At 73.5% G+C, this 18,777-nt stretch carries 16 protein-coding genes; 7 read left to right on the top strand and 9 right to left on the bottom strand.

From position 1 onward, the window contains the following. The 4 genes from OO60_RS39090 to OO60_RS39075 all read left to right on the top strand — a co-directional run. Nucleotides 1-4,147 (top strand): RHS repeat-associated core domain-containing protein (locus tag OO60_RS39090; RefSeq protein ID WP_033263278.1); only part of this gene is annotated, 4,147 nt, incomplete at its 5' end. Between the two features lie 3 nt (nt 4,148-4,150). Next, nucleotides 4,151-4,627, top strand: a complete 477-nt coding sequence (locus OO60_RS39085; RefSeq protein WP_033263253.1) for a hypothetical protein — start codon at nt 4,151-4,153, stop codon at nt 4,625-4,627. Nucleotides 4,628-4,679: 52 nt separating this feature from the next. Beyond that, nucleotides 4,680-5,222, top strand: coding sequence for a GNAT family N-acetyltransferase (locus OO60_RS39080; RefSeq protein ID WP_033263252.1), 543 nt, complete (start codon nt 4,680-4,682; stop codon nt 5,220-5,222). Further along, nucleotides 5,219-6,526 (top strand): MFS transporter, encoded by a 1,308-nt coding sequence (locus OO60_RS39075; protein WP_033263251.1) that lies wholly within the window; start codon nt 5,219-5,221, stop codon nt 6,524-6,526. The genes OO60_RS39080 and OO60_RS39075 overlap by 4 nt, the downstream gene beginning before the upstream one ends. Here the strand turns inward: OO60_RS39075 and OO60_RS39070 are convergent. Both OO60_RS39070 and OO60_RS39065 read right to left on the bottom strand, forming a co-directional pair. Further along, on the bottom strand, nt 6,484-7,704 hold the full coding sequence (locus tag OO60_RS39070; RefSeq protein WP_033263250.1) for an SGNH/GDSL hydrolase family protein: 1,221 nt from the start codon (nt 7,702-7,704) through the stop codon (nt 6,484-6,486). The genes OO60_RS39075 and OO60_RS39070 overlap by 43 nt on opposite strands. Before the next feature lie 458 nt (nt 7,705-8,162). Continuing rightward, nucleotides 8,163-8,432, bottom strand: a complete 270-nt coding sequence (locus OO60_RS39065) for a hypothetical protein (protein ID WP_003099291.1) — start codon at nt 8,430-8,432, stop codon at nt 8,163-8,165. A gap of 235 nt (nt 8,433-8,667) precedes the next feature. Between OO60_RS39065 and OO60_RS39060 the strand changes: the two genes are divergently transcribed. Continuing rightward, nucleotides 8,668-11,019, top strand: a complete 2,352-nt coding sequence (locus tag OO60_RS39060) for an alpha-L-fucosidase (RefSeq protein ID WP_033263249.1) — start codon at nt 8,668-8,670, stop codon at nt 11,017-11,019. Here OO60_RS39060 and OO60_RS39055 read toward each other — a convergent pair. Together OO60_RS39055 and OO60_RS39050 are read right to left on the bottom strand one after the other, a co-directional pair. Continuing rightward, nucleotides 11,000-12,985, bottom strand: a complete 1,986-nt coding sequence (locus OO60_RS39055; RefSeq protein ID WP_003099298.1) for a HelD family protein — start codon at nt 12,983-12,985, stop codon at nt 11,000-11,002. The two genes, OO60_RS39060 and OO60_RS39055, sit on opposite strands and share 20 nt — an antisense overlap. A gap of 57 nt (nt 12,986-13,042) precedes the next feature. After that, complete coding sequence (locus tag OO60_RS39050; protein ID WP_003099301.1) at nt 13,043-14,368, bottom strand: type III PLP-dependent enzyme domain-containing protein; 1,326 nt, start codon at nt 14,366-14,368, stop codon at nt 13,043-13,045. A gap of 82 nt (nt 14,369-14,450) precedes the next feature. On the opposite strand from OO60_RS39050, the gene OO60_RS39045 reads away from it, so the two are divergent. After that, complete coding sequence (locus tag OO60_RS39045; protein WP_003099308.1) at nt 14,451-15,359, top strand: LysR family transcriptional regulator; 909 nt, start codon at nt 14,451-14,453, stop codon at nt 15,357-15,359. Here OO60_RS39045 and OO60_RS39040 read toward each other — a convergent pair. Continuing rightward, nucleotides 15,325-15,879, bottom strand: coding sequence for a hypothetical protein (locus tag OO60_RS39040; RefSeq protein ID WP_003099310.1), 555 nt, complete (start codon nt 15,877-15,879; stop codon nt 15,325-15,327). The two genes, OO60_RS39045 and OO60_RS39040, sit on opposite strands and share 35 nt — an antisense overlap. A 24-nt stretch (nt 15,880-15,903) precedes the next feature. Continuing rightward, nucleotides 15,904-17,193, bottom strand: a complete 1,290-nt coding sequence (locus tag OO60_RS39035) for an NAD(P)/FAD-dependent oxidoreductase (protein WP_033263248.1) — start codon at nt 17,191-17,193, stop codon at nt 15,904-15,906. A 170-nt stretch (nt 17,194-17,363) separates the two neighbouring features. Between OO60_RS39035 and OO60_RS39030 the strand changes: the two genes are divergently transcribed. Continuing rightward, on the top strand, nt 17,364-17,732 hold the full coding sequence (locus OO60_RS39030; RefSeq protein ID WP_003099320.1) for an STAS domain-containing protein: 369 nt from the start codon (nt 17,364-17,366) through the stop codon (nt 17,730-17,732). Nucleotides 17,733-17,757: 25 nt separating this feature from the next. On the opposite strand, the gene OO60_RS39025 is transcribed toward OO60_RS39030, so the two are convergent. The 3 genes from OO60_RS39025 to OO60_RS39015 are packed head-to-tail and all read right to left on the bottom strand — an operon-like array spanning nt 17,758 to nt 18,736. Beyond that, nucleotides 17,758-18,024, bottom strand: a complete 267-nt coding sequence (locus OO60_RS39025; RefSeq protein WP_003099325.1) for a DUF4235 domain-containing protein — start codon at nt 18,022-18,024, stop codon at nt 17,758-17,760. Next, complete coding sequence (locus OO60_RS39020) at nt 18,021-18,326, bottom strand: DUF3618 domain-containing protein (protein WP_003099327.1); 306 nt, start codon at nt 18,324-18,326, stop codon at nt 18,021-18,023. The genes OO60_RS39025 and OO60_RS39020 overlap by 4 nt, the downstream gene beginning before the upstream one ends. Beyond that, nucleotides 18,323-18,736, bottom strand: a complete 414-nt coding sequence (locus tag OO60_RS39015) for a phage holin family protein (RefSeq protein ID WP_003099329.1) — start codon at nt 18,734-18,736, stop codon at nt 18,323-18,325. Before OO60_RS39015 ends, OO60_RS39020 begins: the two co-directional genes overlap by 4 nt. Nucleotides 18,737-18,777: the final 41 nt, after the last annotated feature.

The following is an 18,777-nucleotide window of genomic DNA, read 5'->3' as shown; positions in this document are numbered from 1 at the left end:
GCGGGCGGGTGATTTGTTCGCGGATGCGGCGAAGGCGTTGAAGAACATCAAGCCGGGTAAGGCTGCGCCGCCGCCGAAGCACGCCGACATCAAGAGCGGTCCCAAGGACATCGGCGGGCCGAACGGCAAGGGCGGCCCGGACGCACCCCCGCCGAAGACCGACGGCACGACACCGTCGGGGGCGAAGGGGGACGGCACCACCCCGTCGGGCGCGAAGGGCGACCCGCCGCCGAAAACCGACCCGCCACCGGCCTCGAAGGGCCCCGACGACCCCCCGAAGAGCCCGGACCCGGCACCCGGCGGCGGCTCGACCACGCCGTCGGGGACGGGCAAGGGCGACGGCGGCAAGGGCTCCGGCTCGTCGAACAAGCCGGACAACCCGCGCGACCGCGGCGTCGGCCCGGACGACCGCGTCTGCAAGTCCGACCCGGTCGACGTCGGATGCGGCGACGTCATCCTGGAACAGCGCGACCTCGAGCTGCCGGACCCGCTGCCGCTCGTGCTCGACCGCACGCACATCTCGTCCTACCGGGCCGGGCAGTGGTTCGGTCCCATGTGGACGTCCACTGTGGACCAGCGGCTGGAGCTGGACGACGAGCACGTCTGCTACTTCTCCGCCGACGGCCTGATCCTGGTGTACCCGCACGCGGAGACCGGTGTCCCGGTGCTGCCGCTGGAAGGCCCGCGGCGGCCGCTGACCCGCAGGGCGACCGGTTACACGCTGCACGACCCGCTGGCGCGGCGCACGCTCACCTTCGCGCCGCTGCCCGGCCGCGGTGCCGCGCTGCAGCCGCTGGTCCGCCTCGAAGACGCCACCGGCGCCGTGATCGAGTGCGCCTACACGCCGTCGGGCGCGCCCTCGCGCCTGACGCACTCCGCCGGCTACGAGGTGGCCCTCACCACCGACCGCGGCCGCGTGGTGGCGGTGGACGTCGTCGACGGCGAGACCGGCTACCGCGTCCGCACCACCCGCTACGACTACGACGCGCGCGGGCGGCTGGCCGCGGTGGCCGACTCGTCCGAGACACCCGTCCGGTTCGAGTACGACGACGCCGGCCGGGTCACCGGCTGGCACGACCGCAACGGCGTCTGGTACCGGTACGTCTACGACGACAGCGGGCGGTGCGTGGTCACCGTCGGCGACGGCGGCTTCCTCGACGGCCGGTTCGCCTACGACCCCGCGCAGCGCGTCACGCGGTTCACGAACTCACTGGGCCACACCAGCGAACACCACTTCAACGAGCTGGGCCAGCTCGTGCGCGACGTCGACCCGCTCGGCGCGGTCACCGCCTACATCTGGGACCGCTACGACCGGCTGCAGAGCCGGACCGGCCCGCTCGGCCACACGACGCTGTTCGAGCACGACGAAACCGGCGAGCTGCGGGCGGTCGTGCGGCCGGACGGCAGCCGCGTCGCCGTCACCCGCCACCTCGACGGCGCTCTCGACATCGCGGTCGAGGCCGCCGGCCGCGTCTGGCGGCGGCACTACCCGGCCGGCACCGCGCCCGACCCGTACACCACGCTGCCCGGCATCGCCGACGGCTCGGACGGGACGGCGCCGGACGGCGAGGAGCCCGGCACCGCGGCGGCCACCGCCGCCGAGGTGCGCGAGCGCGGGGACGGCACCGACCTGTTCGGCCGCCCGAAGGCGGTCGTCGACGCCGCGGGCGGCCGGTCCGCGCTGCGCTGGAGCGTCGAAGGCAAGCTGCTGGCCCGGACCGCGCCGTCGGGCACGCAGGAGGTGTGGCGCTACGACCGGCAGGGCAACGAACTCGGCCACACCGGCCTGCTCGGCCAGGCCGAAACCCGCGAGTACGGCCCGTTCGACCTGCCGACCGCGGTCACCGACCCGACCGGCGCGCGCACGACCTACGGCTACGACACCGAGCTGCGCCTGGTCTCGGTGACCAACCCGGCCGGGCTGACCTGGCACTACACCTACGACCCGGCCGGGCGCCTGGCCGCGGAGTCCGACTTCGACGGCCGGGTGACCCGGTACGCGTACGACGCCGCCGGCCGGCTCGTGCACTCCGAGTCCGGTGGCCTGGTCGTCGAGTACGGCTACGACGTGCTCGGCAACGTCGTCTCCCGCCGCACGGCCGACGAGCTCACCACGTTCGCGCACGACCCGGTCGGGCGGCTCGCCGGTGCGGCGAACGCCGAGTCGCGTGTGGACATCGAGCGCGACGACACCGGCCGCGTCGTCGCCCACACCGTCGACGGCCGGACGGTTTCGTTCGGCTACGACGACGAAAACCACCTCGTGCACCGCCGCACACCGTCCGGAGTGGACAGTGTGTGGCGGTTCGCCCCGGACGGCGTCCCGGTCGCGCTGGAGACCGCCGGCCAGTCGATCCGCTTCGGCCACGACGGCGGCGCGGAAACCCGGCGCGTGTTCGGGGACGTCGTGCTCGAACAGGCCTACGCGGGGGAGCGGCTCACCGGGCAGGCCGTCACGGTCGCCGGGCGGCGGGTGCACACCCGCGGCTACGAGTACCGGCCCGACGGCGAGCTCGCCGGCGTCGACGACGACGCGACCGGCCCGGTGCGCTACCAGCTCGACGCCGCCGGCCGCGTCACCGCGGTCACCGGCCCGGACCGCGCCGAGCAGTACCGCTACGACGGCGCGGGCAACATCACCGGCACGGCACGGGAACGCCGTTTCTACACCGGGACCCGGCTCACCGGCTCCGACACCGTGGCCTACGAGTACGACGCCCACGGCAGGCTCGTGTCCCGCCGGGACGCCACGGGCGCCCGCTGGCAGTACACGTGGAACGCCCTCGGCCGGCTCACCGGCGTCGTCACGCCGGACGGCAGCCACTGGCGCTACCGGTACGACCCGCTGGGCCGGCGCACCGCGAAGCAGCGGCTGGTGCGCGGCCAGGGCGGTGCCCCGGTGGTGGCCGAGCAGGTGCTCTTCACCTGGGACGGCACCACCCTCGTCGAGGAGCAGGCCGGCCGGCGGGTTACCACCTGGGAGTACCACCCGGACGACGGCAGGCCCCTCGCGCAGCTGGCCGCCGGGCGGCTGGCCACCGTCGTCACCGACCAGGTGGGCACGCCGATCGAGCTCGTCGACGCGGCCGGCGCCCTGCTGTGGCGCGGGCAGGCGGACCTGTGGGGCAACGACACCGCGGACCCCGGCGGCACGCCGCTGCGGTTCCCGGGCCAGTACCGCGACGCCGAAACCGGCCTGCACTACAACGTCTACCGCTACTACGACCCGGCGACCGGGCGCTACCTCAGCCCGGACCCGCTGGGCCTCGACCCGGCGCCGAACCCGGTCGCGTACGTGGCGAACCCGCTCGTCGCGGCCGACCCGCTCGGCCTGGCGCCGACGGTGTCGCCGTGCGGGAAGGTCCGGGACGACGGGCCGCCGAAGCGCAAGCGCTCCGAGGACGACTCGACGAACGCGTCCGGCTCCGGCTCGAACAAGAAGCCCAACACCGGCAAGGACTACAAGCCAGGGGACATCGTCAACGACGATCTCAAGGACCCGGCGATCGACAAGTACAAGAACTTCCCGAAGGACGACCCGGACAACCCGCTCGGCAAGCGCCTCAAGGACGACGAGGGCAAGACGAAGGTCAAGCGGTCCGAGGACGTCGGCGAAGCCGGCGCCCACGACTACCTGAAGAAGGTCACCGGCAAGGACGACCTGGACATGATCACGCCGTCGAAGACCAACCCGCTGGAGAAGGGCAAGTACGGCACCAAACCGGGAGAGCCGTGGCCGAACGCGGTCGCCTTCAACGGCAACAACGTCGCCGACGTCGCCTACTGGGACGGCAAGACCCTGCACGTCGTCGAGGCGAAGGGCAACGGCTCGACGCTGACCGGCGGCCCGATGCACGGCCGCGTGCAGAAGTTCGACCCGGACACCGGCGCCCCGGTGCCGCCCGCGAACCGGCCCAACGAGCACCGGATGGACCAGGGCAGCACGGAGTACCTCAAGGACGTCGCCGCGAACATGAAGAACAGCAAGCCGGAGAACCGGACCTACGACGGCCGCGGCGAGGTCGGCGAGTCGATCTGGAACGCCATCCACAACGGCCATCCGCCGGTGAAGTACGTTCCGGTCAACACGACCGTCGGCCCGGACGGCAAGGCGGTCGTCAAGGTGACACCCGGGTACGGGGAGTAGGGCATGAGCTACGCACTGGTCTTCCGCGCGATGTCGGCCGACGAGTTCTTGGCGCGGGTGGCCGCCGACCCGGTGGTCACGGCGTTCCGCGACGCGGGCGGCGGCGAGCCCACGCCCGAGGTGGCGGACGCGGTCGCCCGCACGGCGCTGGCCATGGGCGAGGAGGTGGGCCGCACCGGCCACACCTCCGCGGGCGGCGACTGGTTCCGCGAGGAGGTGTTCGACGGCGTCCTCGCCGATCTGCTGGGCGCCGACGTGGCCGACCACCTGCTGTCGCGGAACCTCGAAGGCATCGTCTGGTACGAGTACCCGATGGTCGGCTACGTGCTCGCCGGCGAGCTCGAGGAGGCCCTCGCGAAGGCGGGCGACGAGCGGCCCGGCGACCTGGACGAGGACGACGCCGAGGTGGTCGACGCCGTGCTCGCCGCCCTGCACAAGGTGGCCGCCGCCGGGCAGGACGTCGTCACGGTGTACGCCTGAGCGGCCCGTTCGGGGACTCGACAGGGCGCTTCCCGGGGACGACACTGGGCCGATGACCGGCCTGATCACCGGAAGCCGTGTCCGGCTGCGGCCTGCCGCCGCCCCGGACGCCGCCCGGTTCGAGGAGATCCTGTCGCACCCCGAAGTCGCCCGCTGGTGGGCCGACGCCGAGGAGCCGGTGGCCGCCCAGGTGTCCTACCTGCTGGACCCCGACGAAGGCACCACGACCTACGCCATCGAACACGACGACGTCGTGATCGGCATCGAGCTCGCCTTCGAGGAGGCCGACCCGCAGTACCGCCACGCCGGGATCGACATCGCGGTCCACCCGGACTTCCAGGGCCGCGGCCTCGGTTCGGACGCCATCCGCACGCTGGCCGAGCACCTGTTCACGGTGCGGGGGCACCACCGGCTGGTGATCGACCCGGCGGCGGGCAACGAGGCGGCGATCCGGCTCTACTCCTCGCTCGGCTTCCGGCCGGTCGGCACGATGCGGTCCTACGAGCGCGGCCCGGACGGCAGCTGGCACGACGGGCTGCTGATGGACCTGCTCGTGGACGACCTGGTACCGGCCGCGGCCCTAGCCGGCTCGTGAGCGGCCGCGCGGTCGCGGCCCGGCCCTTGCGGCGGGTCGCCGTGGCGAGCGCGGTGGGGACCACCATCGAGTGGTACGACTACTTCATCTACAGCACGGCGACGGCTCTCGTGTTCGGCAAGCTGTTCTTCACGACGCTGTCGCCGGCTTCCGGCACCCTCGCCGCCTTCGCGACGCTCGGGGTCGGGTTCCTGGCCCGCCCGGTCGGCGGGATCCTCTGGGGGCACTTCGGCGACCGCGTCGGCCGCAAGGCGATGCTGGTGCTGTCGCTGCTGCTGATGGGCTTCGCGACCGTCGGCGTCGGGCTGCTGCCGACGTACTCCGCGATCGGCGTCTGGGCGCCGATCCTGCTGCTGGTCCTGCGGCTGCTGCAGGGGCTGAGCGCGGGCGGCGAATGGGGCGGGGCGGCGCTGATGGCGGTCGAGCACGCGCCCGAGGGCCGTCGCGGCCGGTACGGCGCGTTCTCGCAGATCGGTGTCCCGGCCGGGCTCATCCTGGCGCAGCTGATGTTCTTCGTCCTCGGCCGGACGCTGACCGACGCGCAGTTCGCCGCGTGGGGGTGGCGGGTGCCGTTCCTGGCGAGCATCGTGCTGGTCGCGGTCGGCCTGGTGATCCGGCTGCGGATCGAGGAAAGCCCGGTGTTCTCGCGGTTGCGGGAGACCGGGGAACGCAGCAGCCGTCCGATGGCCGAGGTGCTGCGCGAGCGGCCGCGGGCGCTGCTGGTGGCGTCCGGCAGCTTCATCGCGAACACCGCGATCGGCTACATCTTCCTGGCGTACCTGCTCTCCTACGGCACTTCGGTGCTCAAGATCAACCGCACCACGCTGCTGGTGGTCGTGATCGTCGGCAGCGTGACCTGGCTGGTCAGCATCCTCGTCACGGCGGCCTGGTCGGACCGCGTCGGCCGGAAACCGGTGTACCTGGCCGGATCGGTGCTCCTGGTGGTCTGGCCGATCCCGTTCTTCCTGCTCGTCGACACCAAGGCGACGGCGTGGCTGATCGTGGCGGTGATCGTGCTCAACGTCGGCCTCGGCGCCACCTACGGGCCGCAGTCGGCGTTGTTCGCGGAGCTGTTCGAGCCGCGCTACCGCTACAGCGGGGCGTCGTTCTCCTACGCCGTGGGTGCGGTGCTGGGCGGCGCTTTCGCGCCGTCGATCGCGGTGTCGCTGCAGGCCGCCACCGGCACCTCGTTTTCGGTGTCGCTCTACCTGGTGGGGGTGGCGGTGATCAGCCTGGTCGCGGTGCTGTTCATCCCGCGGGATCAGAGCCGGTCGAGCCGGACGGCGGCGGCCATCCGCTCGTAGCCGGCGTCGCCCGGGTGCAGGTGGTCGCCGGAGTCGTAGGCGGGCAGCATCCGGAGCGGGTCGGCTGGGTCGCGGACCGCGGCGTCGAAGTCGACGACGCCGTCGAAGACCCCGCCGGTGCGGATGAACGCGTTCACCGCCTGGCGGGTCGCTTCGAGGGTGTCGTCGTAGACGCGCCAGCCCTTGAACGGCGTCAGCGTGCCGCCGAGGACCCGGATGCCGCGCGCGTGCGCCTGCGCGACCAGCTGGCGGTAGGCCGACGTGATCGCGGCCGGGTCGGTCTGGTGCGGGTCCTGCTGGATGTCGTTGATGCCCTCCAGCACGATCAGCGTCCGCACGCCGCCGACGCTCAGCACGTCGCGGTCGAAGCGGGAGAGCGCGTTCTGGCCGGCGCCGGAGCCAGGCACGTCGAGCAGCAGCCGGTTGGCGCTGATGCCCGCGTTGAGCACGCCGTAGCGGCCGTGCAGCCGGTCGGCGAGGTAGTCCGGCCAGCGGTGGTTGGCCCCGGTGGCCGAGCCGACACCGTCGGTGATCGAGTCGCCGAGCGTGACGATCGAAGCCTCGGCGCCGCCCTGGACGTCGACGCCGGAAACGTAGTGCCACACCGACGTCTGCTCGGTGTAGGGCGCGCCGGACTCGCTGGCGGCGAAGTCGCCGGTGCGCGTGAAGTACGACGTCTGCGCCGCGGCCGGGTGGTAGGTCACCGGCCCGGACTTCTCGGGCACGTACGTCGTCACGAGCAGGTTCGTGTCGGCGGGGATCCGGACGTTCACCGGATCGCTGAGCGCTTCGGCGCCGGCGGGCACGACGACGGCCGGCGCGCCGCCGAAGGTCAGCGACCGCAGGGTGCCCGGCACGGCGTCCGGGCCGGTGCCCTGGACGGCGACGGTGACGTGCCCGAAGGTCAGGGGAGTGGCACCGAAGGCGTTCGACAGGTGGACGCGGGCGCGGCCGCCGCCGGCACTGGTGTGCACGACGTTGCGGATCGAGTAGCCGGGGTAGCCGTCCGGCGTGTTCGGGACGGCGGCCGCGGGCGCCGCCGCCCACGTGCCGACCCAGCCGCCCACCGCGTGCTGGGCGAGGACCGGGACAGCGCTTTCGGGGTTCGCGCTCCCGGACGCCGTGAGGAGTCCGAGACCCGCCAGGACGGCCGCGCTCACGGCCACGAAACGTCGCATGCCCCCACCGTCGCGCGCCGGTCCGCGGGGCGGCGACCGCTGATCAGGTGAGGGCACCGGACAAGATCCGCGACAGCCGCCCGCCGGGGGTCGCGAATGACTCATTCGGGACCTCCGACGTCCCGAATGAGTCATTCGCGACATCGTGGGGAGCCGGGAAAGGGGCGGGCCCGTCCGGGATTCTGGGGATGCCGGACGGGCCCGCGCGAGGTGGCCGTTGCCGCGACGGCCGCTCGCCGGGGTACCCGGTCCCGATCGGGCGGAGGCTGGCCCGGATCGTTGCGTCGTGGCGACCCCGGAGGGCGTGTGCGAGACGCCCTCACCCCAAGCACGGCCCGCGGCCCGTCCCGGTTCAGCCCGGCCCGCAGGTTTCTCACCCCCGTTTTCCGAGCGCAGCCCTCGTGAGTGGGAAACAGTGTTCTAACACTGTTTCCCACTCACGAGGGCTGCGGGAGGGCTCAGGCTGCGGCGGCGGTCGTGCCCTGGGCCAGGGCGCGGTGGCCGGCCTCGGTGAGTTCGGCCGGTGCCCACTGGCCGGGCGCGACGAGCCGGGTCGGCCGGACCAGGCCGGCGTGGGCGAGGTCGTGGGCGGTGTTCTGGTCGCAGCAGGACAAGCCGTCGACGCGGAGATCGGGTTCGCAGCTGCAGCGGAGCTCGGCACGGCCTTCGGCGACCGCCTTGAGCATGGCGATCGCGCGGCGGCTCAGCGCGTTCGGGTGGGTGGACATCGGTCTGGCCTTTCGGTGCGGCTGGTTCGGCGCGAGTGCTGCAGCTCGTTACCCAGTGATACGCGGCGAACACGAGGCCGGTTCACTTCGATCGGTCCGGTTGGCCCCTTGACACGAGGGAAGCCACCAAGCAGGCTCATTCATCGGATGAATCAGCTTCGCCAGCGGCAGATGGGTCTCATGGGGCCGAACTCTGCCGTCATTCCGCCGTAGTCATCCGATCCCTGGAGGCTCAGTGCCGACCTTCCCCCGCCGTCAAGCCCTCGGTATCGCCCTGGGAGGGGCCGTCGCGCTCAGCGCGGCCGGCCGCACGCCCGCCGGTGCCGGCGTGCCCGTGGACGCCGCCCCCGACCGCGCCGACACCCCGATCGTCCCGCCGCCGCCACCCGTGCTCGTCGCCCTCGACACCTGGTTCACCAACGACGGCATCGACAGCGCGTCGGCCACCGGCGGCGACTTCGACGGCTCCGGCTACACGTTCCCGGCCGAACACGTGCCGGCCGGGCAGACCGTCACCGCGGGCGGTGTCCCGTTCAAGCTCGGCTCCGCGGCCGCCGGCGCCAAGAACAACGTCGCCGCCACCGGGCAGCGGATCGACCTGCCGAAGGGCCGCTACTTCGTCGCCTACTTCCTGGTCGCCGCCAGCTACGGGGCCACCGGCGGCCCGGCCACCGTGCACTACGCCGACGGCAGCACGAGCACCGGTTCGCTGTCCGGCCCGGACTGGTACACCGGCAGCGGCGCGCTCGTCTCGCCGTTCCGCTACGCACCCGGCGGCGTCGTCGACGACAACCCGGTTTCCCTGGCCACCGGCCAGGTCTGGCTCGACCCGGCGCGCGAAGCCGTCGCGCTGACCCTGCCGGTGACGGCGAACCCGGCGCCGAACGTCGCCAGCCTGCACGTCTTCGCGCTCACCCTGCAGCCGGTCGCCGTGGGCCGCTCGGCGCTGGTCCTCGACGGCCGCTCGACGGCGAACCTGCTGACCGACGGCGGGCCGCAGGCCGCCGAAGCGACCATCGTCAACGCCGGAACCGTGTGGCTCGGCGCGGGCGACCGGGTGAGCGTCACCGTCGACGTGCCGGGCGGCCGGACGACGGTCCCCGCGCAGATCCGCGCGCTGGCGCCGGGCGAGCAGGCCACGGTCCGGCTCGGGCTCGCCCGGAACGCGTCCGTGCCGCCCGGGACCACCACCAACGGCCAGATCCGCGTCACGGCCGGGCGGGGCACCCTCGCCACGCAGCAGATTCCGGTCACCCTCGGCGTCCCGGACTTCCGCCCGGCCGACGGCTCGCTGTCGACGCACCGCGCGCCCTACTGGTTCGGCGACGCCAAGTTCGGCATCTTCATCCACTGGGGTGTCTACGCCGTGCCCGCGTGGGCGCCGGTGGGGCAGCAGTACGCCGAGTGGTACTGGCAGAACCAGCAGGACCCGAACGGGCCCACCTACGCCTACCACCGGCAGAAGTACGGCGAGAACTTCACCTACGACGACTTCATCCCGCAGTTCACCGCGGCGAATTTCGACCCGCGCGCCTGGCTGAACCTGATCGCGGACGCGGGCGCGGAGTACTACGTCCTGACGTCCAAGCACCACGACGGTTTCGCGTTGTGGGACACCAAAGTCAGCGACCGCAACTCCGTCAAGCTCGGCCCGAAGCGGAACATCGTCGCGGAGCTGTTCGCCGCGTCCCGGAAGTACACGCCGCAGCTGCGCAACGGCCTGTACTTCTCGCTGCCGGAATGGTTCAACCCGGACAACCCGTGGATGGGCCACGCGCCGCGCAACCCCTACACCGGCGCGCCGCTGCCCTACACCGGGTACACCGCGGGGAAGGACTTCGTCCGCGACTACCAGGCGCTGCAGGTGCTCGAGCTGATCTCGGAGTTCGACCCGGACGTCCTGTGGTTCGACATCGGCGGCGTCAACGACACGCGGGACGTGATCACCGAGTACTTCAACCGCGCGAAGAACCGCAAGCGCCCCAAGGACGTCACCTACAACGACCGCGGTGGCATCCCCGACCACGACTTCACGACGCCGGAGTACACGACGTACCCGAACACCGTGGTGGCGAAGTGGGAGGCGAGCCGCGGCCTCGACCCGTTCTCCTACGGCTACAACCGCGCGACGCCCGACGACCGGTACATGACGGCGGAGGAGGTCGTCCGGACGCTCGTCGACATCGTCTCGAAGAACGGCAACTTCCTGCTCGACATCGGCCCGGACTTCGACGGCACGATCCCGGACGTGATGCAGCGGCACCTGCGGGACGCGGGCGCGTGGCTGAAGGTCAACGGCGAAGCCATCCACGGCACGACCTACTGGTCCCGGATGGCCCAGCTCGGCGACCTGCGGTTCACGGTGAAGCAGAACGAGGCGTTCTACGTGCACTCGCTGACCGCGCCGGGCAGCCGCGTGGTCGTGGACGCGCCGGTGCCGATCCGCCGGGGCGACCGGGTGACGCTGCTCGGGTACCGCGGGAACCTGCACTGGACGGTGGAAAACGGTTCGCTGGTGATCGACGTCCCGGCCGCGGCCCGCCAGGCCGGCCGCTACACGTGGGTGTTCAAGATCGCCTGGAGCTGACCGGCCGTTCCACCAGCGAGGCCAGTTCCCGCGGGACCGGCCCGGGGTGGACGACCCCGAGCGACCGGGTGGCCCGCGTCATCGCCACGTAGAGGTCGCGGGGCCCGTGCGGGCCGGCCGCGAGGACGGCGGCGGGGTCGGCGATCACCACCGCGTCGAACTCCAGTCCCTTGGCCTCGGCCGGGGTCAGCAGCACCACGTCGTCGGCCGGGTCCGGCGGCCGCCGCAGCGAAAGCGCGGCCGCCAGGTCCCCGGCCGCCGGCGCGATGACGGCCAGCTTCCCCCCGGTGTGCTCGCCGGCGAGTTCGGCGAGCACACCGGGCACGTCGTCGGCGGCCCGCCGCCACGGCGGTTCGCCACCCGCCCGCACCGAGGTCGGCGGCCGCAGCGCCGGGTGGTGGACGGCCAGCACCCGCGCGGCGGCGTCCATGATTTCCCGCGGGGTGCGGTAGCCGACGGTCAGGTGGGCGAGCCGGTGCGGCCGCGGTACCCGGTCCCACGACGTGGCCCCCGCCGCGCTCCCGGTCTGGGCCAGGTCCCCGACGACGGTCATCGACCGGGACGGGCAGCGGCGCAGCAGCATCCGCCAGTCCATTTCGGACAGTTCCTGGGCCTCGTCGACCACCACGTGCCCGAACACCGGCACGCTCGCGCCGACCAGCGCGGCGGCCTCGTCCAGCAACGGGACGTCCGCGGCGCTCCACGGCCCCTCGACCACCTCCGCCGGGGTCAGCGGCGGCCACAGCGCGTCGAGCACGTCCCGGACGCCGGTGTCGGCGAGCAGGGCCGTCTGCAACGCTTCGCGGTCCCCGTCGTCCAGCACGGTGCGCGGGCCGTCGTCGTCCTCCGGGCCGAGCACCACGCCCGCGGCGGCCAGCGCCCGCAGTTCCGCCTCGCCGAGGCGGCCGTCCGCACTGCCGCCGTCGAGCGCCTCGCCGGTCTCGGTGAACACCACCGCCTCCAGCCGGGCGGCCAGTTCCCCGGCCAGCGTGGCGACGACCGCCCGGTGGAACACGTGGCGGGCCTGGTTGTGCGGCAGCCCGGTCGCCCTGGCCGTCCGCACGGCCCGGCGCAGCGCCGCCGGCTCCAGCCGCAGCACCTGCTGCTCGAATTCGACGTCCACGGCGTGCCCGGGAACGCGCACCGCGGCGCGGACCCGTTCGGCCAGCCGCGCCGCCATCTCCGCCCGGCCCTTGCGCACGGCTTCGGCGTCGGTGTCGACGCGGGTGACCACGACGCCGGGAACGAGGTCGGCCACGGTCGCCGTCACCACCCGGTGCTCGCCGAGGCCGGGCAGGACCTGGCCGATGTAGTCGAGGAACACCCGGCTGGGGCCGAGCACGAGCACCCCGCGGGTGCGCAGGTGTTCGTGGGTGTAGAGCAGGTACGCGACCCGGTGCAGGGCGACGGCCGTCTTGCCGGTGCCCGGTCCGCCCTGCACGACCAGGACGCCCCGGGCGTCGTCGCGGACGATCCGGTCCTGCTCGGCCTGCAGCGTCGTGACGATGTCCCGCATCCGCCCGGTGCGCTCGGCCGTCACCGCGGCGAGCAGCGCGGCCGCACCGACCAGCCCGTCGGCCGGGGCATCGGGATCGAGCAGTTCGTCGTCGAGGGCGACGACGCTGCGGCCGCGCGTGGTGATCCGCCGGCGGCGGACGACTTCGCCCGGCTCGGCGGCGGTTGCGGTGTAGAAGGGCCGGGCAGCCGGCGCGCGCCAGTCCAGCAGCAGGGGCTCGCCGTCGTCGGCGAACAGCCCGAGCCGTCCGATGTGGACACGCCGGCCGCCGGTCAGGTCCAGCCGGCCGAAGCACAGCCCGTCCTCGACCGTCGCCAGCCGCGCCACCTCGCCCCGCCACACGTCCGTCGCGTGGCCGCGGGCGAGGGCGGCGGCCGCCTCCTCCCGGAGGGCGTCGAGGCGGGCGTAGAGGAGGTTCAGGTGTTCCTGCTCGGCGGTGAGTTCGCGCATGCCGCAGAGCGTGCCCGCGATTTCGCGGGAAGTGCAGTCTTGTTCTTCTTGACAGCTTCAGCCGCGCACCATTCCGAGGAATTCGCCGCCCGCGTCGGCGACCAGTTCGGCCGGCGTTTGCGCGCGGCGCAGTGGCGTGAACTCGACGTCACCGCGCGGCGACACGGTGAACCCGTACACCGCCGGGCGGGGGAGCGTGTTGTACGCGTAATGGGCCCCGAAGTAGTACGCGCCCGTGTCGTGGGCGACGACGAGGTCGCCGGGGTCCAGCCGCGGCAGCGGCCGCTCCCTGGCCAGGAGGTCGCCGGCGAAGCACAGCGGTCCGGCGATGTCCTGCGGTACCTCGGGGCCGGTCTTCGGGAGCCCGGCGGCGTCGAACGCGCCGATGCGCAGCGGCCAGTGCTCCGGCTGGAGCACCGTGCGGGCCGCCACCTGGGCGCCCGCGTGCGTCACCGCGATGTGCCTGCCGCCGGCGACCTTCGTGTACTCCACCTCGCTGACGAGGAAGCCGCTCTTCGCCAGCAGGGACCGGCCGAACTCGGTGACGAACGCGTAGAGGCCGTCGGCGAGGGACGGGACCCGGGCCAGCAGCGTCGCGACGTAGTCCGCGTAGCCCGGGCCCGGCTCGTCGGAGGTGAAGTCCACCGGCAGCCCGCCGCCGAGGTCGAGGCTGGTGACCTGGCGGTAGCCGCCTTCGGCGTTGATCTCCTCGGCGAGGGCGTGCACCGCGGCGACCCCCTCGGCCATCAGCTCCGGCGGGCAGCCCTGCGAGCCGACGTGGACGTGCAGCCGCGTCAGCCACGGCCGGTGCGCGAACGCCTCCCGCAGCAGCGCGCGGTTCCCGTTGTCCCGCAACGGGATGCCGAACTTCGACGCCGCGGTGGCGGTGCTGGTGTCGCCGATCCGGCCCGCCCCGACCTGCGGGTTGATCCGCAGGCCCAGCACCGACCGCGGCGGGGTCGCGCCGACCAGCGCGTCGAGCCGGGCGAGCTCCTGGAAGTTGTCGGCGTTGACCGCCGTGCCTTCGGCGAGGGCGTGGGCGAGTTCGGCGGTCGTCTTGGCCGGGGAGTCGAGCACCAGCCGCGGGCCGCGGAGGCCGGCGGCTTCCGCCACCGCCGTCTCGCCCGGGCTGGCCACTTCGGCGTCGATCCCGAGGTCGCCGAGGAAGCGCAGCAGCGGCGCGAGGCCGCACGCCTTGGCGGCGACGGTGTGCTGGACGCGGCCGAGGGGCGCGAACGCCTTCGCCAGGTCCTCGACGGCTTCCCGGACGCCGGCGAGGTCGACGAACCCGGCCATCGGGGCGGCCAGCCGCCGGTCCGCCGCGGCGGCGACGGCGAGCAGCTTCCGGTCGGTGCGGGTCAGGGGTGCGCTGGTCGTGGTCACGGGGTCCAGGACAGCAGCGGCCGGCGCGCCCGGTCCAAGACTTCGTCCCGATGAAACCATAGGCAGGCCCTATAATCGCTGCGTGGACCTGCGCCGATGGCACTACTTCGCCGTGCTCGCCGAGGAGATGCACTTCACGAAGGCGGCCGCTCGCCTGTTCGTCTCGCAGCCGTCGCTGAGCCAGCAGATCCGCGCCTTCGAGGCGGAACTCGGCGTCGCCCTGCTCGACCGCACGGGCCCGCGCTTCGCCCTGACCGAGGCGGGCCGTGTCGCGGCGGAGCACGCGCGCGACCTGCTCGGCCACCTGGAGCGGGCCCGCGGCGCCGTCGCCGCGGCCGGCCGGGGTGCCGCCGGACGGCTGCGGATCGCCTACACGCGGTCGGCGCCCGGCCCGCTATCCGGTGACCTCGTCGCCGTGTACCGGGAGCGCCATCCCGGCGTCGAACTCGCCCTGGAGACGGGCTGGACGAGCCTGAACCTGGCCCGGCTGGCGGCGGGGGAGATCGACGCCGGGTTCGTGCGGCCCCCGGTGACCGCCCCCGGGATCGAGGTCGCGGTGGTCGGCTCGGAGGAGGTCCTGCTCGCGCTGCCGTCGACGCACCCGCTCGCCCGCCGCCGCGGCCGGCTGCGGCGCGCCTGGATCGCCGTCGAGCCGGTCGTGTTCTGGCCGCGGGAAAACGGCCCCGGCCAGTACGACGCGATCAGCGGCCAGGTCTGGCCGGGCGGGCTGCCGCCGATCGTGCGCGAGGAACCCGAGGACGAGCAGCTGATGCGCGCGGTCGCCGAAGGCGCGGGCATCGCGGCGGTCCCGGAACACCGGGCGCGGGCGCTGCGGCGCCGTGGCGTGGTGCTGCGGCGGCTGGAAGACCCGCCGCCGCGGATCGACCTGGGCCTGGCCTGGCGGGCCGGCGCGGTGCCCCCGGTGGTGCGGGCGTTCGTGGACCTGGCGGCCGGGGTCAGCCCAGGCCGAGGGCCGAGCGCACCGCCGTGACGACGTCGGGGTGACCGAGCGGCAGCGGCGGCGGCACCCGGTCGTCCGGGCGCTCGCCGCTCGACGCGACGATCCGCACCTCCGTGCCCGCTTCGCGCAGCTTCGAGACGACGTCGTCGTGTTCGGCCAGCCAGGCGTCGTTGGCCGCCGCGGCGGCGCCGGCGGGCAGGAACGCGTCCGACGCCGGGTCGACCAGCAGCAGGTGCGTGGCCGCGCCCGGGTGCCGTTCGACGAGCTGCAGGGCTTCCGCGGCGAAGGGACCGCCGGCCACGACGGCGATGTCCGGGTCGGCGGGACCGGCGTCACCGAGGACGTCGTCGGCTTCGGTGAGGGCGCCCCCGGCGGGCACCCGGCACCAGAAGACGGCCCGCTCGGCCGCCATCGGCCGCCAGGTCGCGGGCAGCTCGTCGTGCTTCCCGGCGCCCGCCGGGTCGAGCACGATCACCTTCGGGCCCGACGCGTCGCCCGCGGTCACCACGGACGGGCCTTCGGAGCGGGCGGGACGGGCTTCGGCAGCCATGATTCTCCTTACCGGGAAAGGGGTTCACCGACGGGGCAGTTCCGGGGCGTCCGTGTCGAGCGGCACCGCGCCGGACCGGACGAGTCCCAATTGGACGGTCTGGCGGCCGGTCAGCGCCTCGAGGGCCCAGTCGGCGGCCGTGCGGATCCGGTTGCCCGGCATCGCCATCAGGTGGTAGCCGCGCGTCACGGCCTTCGCCGGGCGGCCGGACAGGGGCACGTGCAGCGGGTTCGCCGCGGCGGCGCCGGCCCCGAGGTCGACGACGAAGCCGAGGTCGTGGTGGCGGTAGGTGCCGGGGCTCCCGTAGCCGAGCGACGCCGCCACGTTGCGGCCGGCGAGCCTGCCCTGCCGCTCGGCGTGCTGCGCGGTCATCGCGGTGTACTGGCCGGGGCGGGTGAGGTCGGGCACCGCGGCCGCGTCGCCGCAGGCGAAGACGTCGTCGTGGCCCGGCACCGTCAGCTGCCCGGTGACCACCAGCCTGCCCTTCGCGGTCTCGAGCCCGAGGTCGGCCACCAGCGGGTCCGGGCGCACGCCCACGCACCACACGAGGGTCCGGGACGGCACCGAGTCGCCGTTGGTCAGGGTGACGCCCTTGGCGTCGGCGTGGTCCACCGAAGTCTTCATGAGCACCTCGACCCCGCGGGCGCGCAGCACCTCGCCCGCCGTGCGGGCGAGCCGCTTGTCGAGCTCGGGCAGCACCCGCTCGGCGAGGTCGAGCAGCAGCCAGCGGATCGGCTGCCCGGCCAGTTCCGGGTGGCGCCGGGCGAGCGCCGCGGTGAACGCGGGACCCTGCGCGGCCACCTCGGTGCCGGTGTAGCCGGCGCCGACCACCACGAACGTGCAGCGGGCGGCGCGTTCGGCCGGGTCGTCGGCCGCCGCGGCCAGCTCGATCTGCCGCGTGATGTGGTCGCGCAGGTACAGCGCCTCCGGCACGCCGCGGAAGCCGTGCGCGTGCTCGGCGACGCCCGGGATCGGCAACAGCTTGTTGACGCTGCCCGCGGCCAGCACCAGCCGGTCGTACCCGATCCGGTGTTCCCGGTCCTCCGGGTCGGTGTAGGTGACGCTCCGGGCGGCGAAGTCCACGCCGGTCGCCGAGCCCAGCACCAGGCGGACGCCGGGCAGTGTCTCGGGGATCGAGACGGTGACCCGCCGCGGGTCGAGGATCCCGGCCGCCACTTCGGGCAGCAACGGCAGGTAGAGGAAATAATCCGTCGGGTTCAGCACGACGATTTCGACGTCGCCCCCCGCCTCTTTCCGCAGGCTCTTCGCGGCGTGGTAGCCGGCGAAACCGCCGCCCACGATCACGGCACGCATGGATCTCCTTCCGGGGCCGGGTTTCCGTCCCGAACGGATTACCCGAGGTCGGAGCCGGGAAACCCGCGGGGTTGACCTCACCGCTCAGGGGCGTACGGTCGACGGTGTTGGCTGTTGTTCAGACACGTGCTCCGGTCAGCGCCCCTGCACCGCTGAGAAAAGGGAGCGCCATGCACGACTGTTTCCGCACGATCCAGGAACCGTCCGGCCTCACCGTCACCACCACCGAACGGCCGGGCGGCATCCGCGTCCTCACGCTGGTGGGCGACATCGACGCCGCCACGGTCGGCACGCTCGACGCCGCGCTCGCCACCGGCGGGCGGCTGGTCGCCGACCTGACCCGGGTGTCCTTCCTCAGCTGCGCCGGTGTCCGGTCGCTGCTGGAGGCCAACGCCCGCACCGAACTCGCCGTCGTGCTCGGCGGCCACGCGGTCACCCGGTCACTCGAAGCCACCGGGGCCGACCTGCTGCTGAAGATCCACCCCGGCGTCGGGGCCGCGCTCGTCGGCATGGGCCCCGGGCTCGGCGGGCCGGCCTGACCGCCCGCCGAGCCGTCCACTGTGGTCAGTCGTCGCCCGGCCAGTCGCCGGTCGCCTTGCGGTAACCGGCCGCGCCGGCCCGTTCGGTGGCGGCCTTGACGGCACCGAAGATCGCCCCCTGCACCGCCGCCGCGACGACCACCTGACGCCAGGTGTAGTCGCGGTCGGTGGCGTCGGGGGCGTCTTCTTCGCCCGCCACCCGTTTCCACACCTGCTTGAACACCTGGCCGGCGAGGATGCCGCCCAGCGCACCCACGACCCAGCTCAGCGGCTTGTACAGCGTTTTCGTCACGAATTCCTCCGGCGCAGGATCAGGCGGATCAGGATCAGCAGGCCCAGCACGCCGGCGAAGACCGGAACCGGGTTCGCGCGCACGGCGTCGGCGCCCTGGCGGAACTTGACCGCGGTCGGCTCGTTCGTCACGTCGGCGACCTTCGCGGTCGCCTGGTCGAGCTTCTCGTCGACGTTCTCCTTGACCCGGGCCTTGACGTCGAGCTTCTGCCCGAGCGCCGTCAGCGTCTCGGTGAGCTCTTCCCGGGTGGTGTCCCGGTCGAGCCGCGCTTCCTCGGCGTTCTTGGGGAAGTCCCCGCTCATGTCCGCACTCCCTGCTTCACCGTGTCGACGTCTTCGCGGACGCCGGTGATCGCCTCTTCCGGCACCGGCGGCACCCCCTGCGTCACTTCCTTCTTGCCGACCAGCGCCGCGATCCCGGCCACCAGGAACAGCGCGACCGCGACGAGCACCGCCGCCAGCCAGCCGGGCACCGCCAGCGCGAGCGCCAGCACGGCGGCCGCGACGAGCGTGCCGGCCCCGAGGAACGCGAACAGGCCCGCCGCGCCGAACAACCCGGCGCCGAGGCCCATCTTCTTGCCCTTGCGCTGCAGTTCGAACACCGCGAGCCGCATCTCGTCCCGGACCAGCCGCTTGACCTCGTCGGTCAGCTCGGTCACCAGTTCGCCGACCGAGCGCTCGGCGGCCGGCTTCTTGTTCGCTTCTTCGATCACGGAACACCTCCTTGCCTGGCCGCCGTGTACCCGGCCCGGAC

Origin of the sequence: Amycolatopsis vancoresmycina (genome assembly GCF_000716785.1) — a bacterium.
In the GTDB taxonomy this organism is placed as follows: domain Bacteria; phylum Actinomycetota; class Actinomycetes; order Mycobacteriales; family Pseudonocardiaceae; genus Amycolatopsis; species Amycolatopsis vancoresmycina.
This window is presented reverse-complemented; position numbering and strand designations above follow the sequence as displayed.

Excerpts from the sequence above, each read along its gene's own strand:
- OO60_RS39070 (WP_033263250.1), bottom strand. The coding sequence starts at position 7,704 with ATGCGACGTTTCGTGGCCGTGAGCGCGGCCGTCCTGGCGGGTCTCGGA.
- OO60_RS39030 (WP_003099320.1), top strand. The coding sequence starts at position 17,364 with ATGCACGACTGTTTCCGCACGATCCAGGAACCGTCCGGCCTCACCGTC.
- OO60_RS39085 (WP_033263253.1), top strand. The coding sequence starts at position 4,151 with ATGAGCTACGCACTGGTCTTCCGCGCGATGTCGGCCGACGAGTTCTTG.
- OO60_RS39035 (WP_033263248.1), bottom strand. The coding sequence starts at position 17,193 with ATGCGTGCCGTGATCGTGGGCGGCGGTTTCGCCGGCTACCACGCCGCG.
- OO60_RS39080 (WP_033263252.1), top strand. The coding sequence starts at position 4,680 with ATGACCGGCCTGATCACCGGAAGCCGTGTCCGGCTGCGGCCTGCCGCC.
- OO60_RS39020 (WP_003099327.1), bottom strand. The coding sequence starts at position 18,326 with ATGAGCGGGGACTTCCCCAAGAACGCCGAGGAAGCGCGGCTCGACCGG.
- OO60_RS39055 (WP_003099298.1), bottom strand. The coding sequence starts at position 12,985 with ATGCGCGAACTCACCGCCGAGCAGGAACACCTGAACCTCCTCTACGCC.
- OO60_RS39065 (WP_003099291.1), bottom strand. The coding sequence starts at position 8,432 with ATGTCCACCCACCCGAACGCGCTGAGCCGCCGCGCGATCGCCATGCTC.
- OO60_RS39040 (WP_003099310.1), bottom strand. The coding sequence starts at position 15,879 with ATGGCTGCCGAAGCCCGTCCCGCCCGCTCCGAAGGCCCGTCCGTGGTG.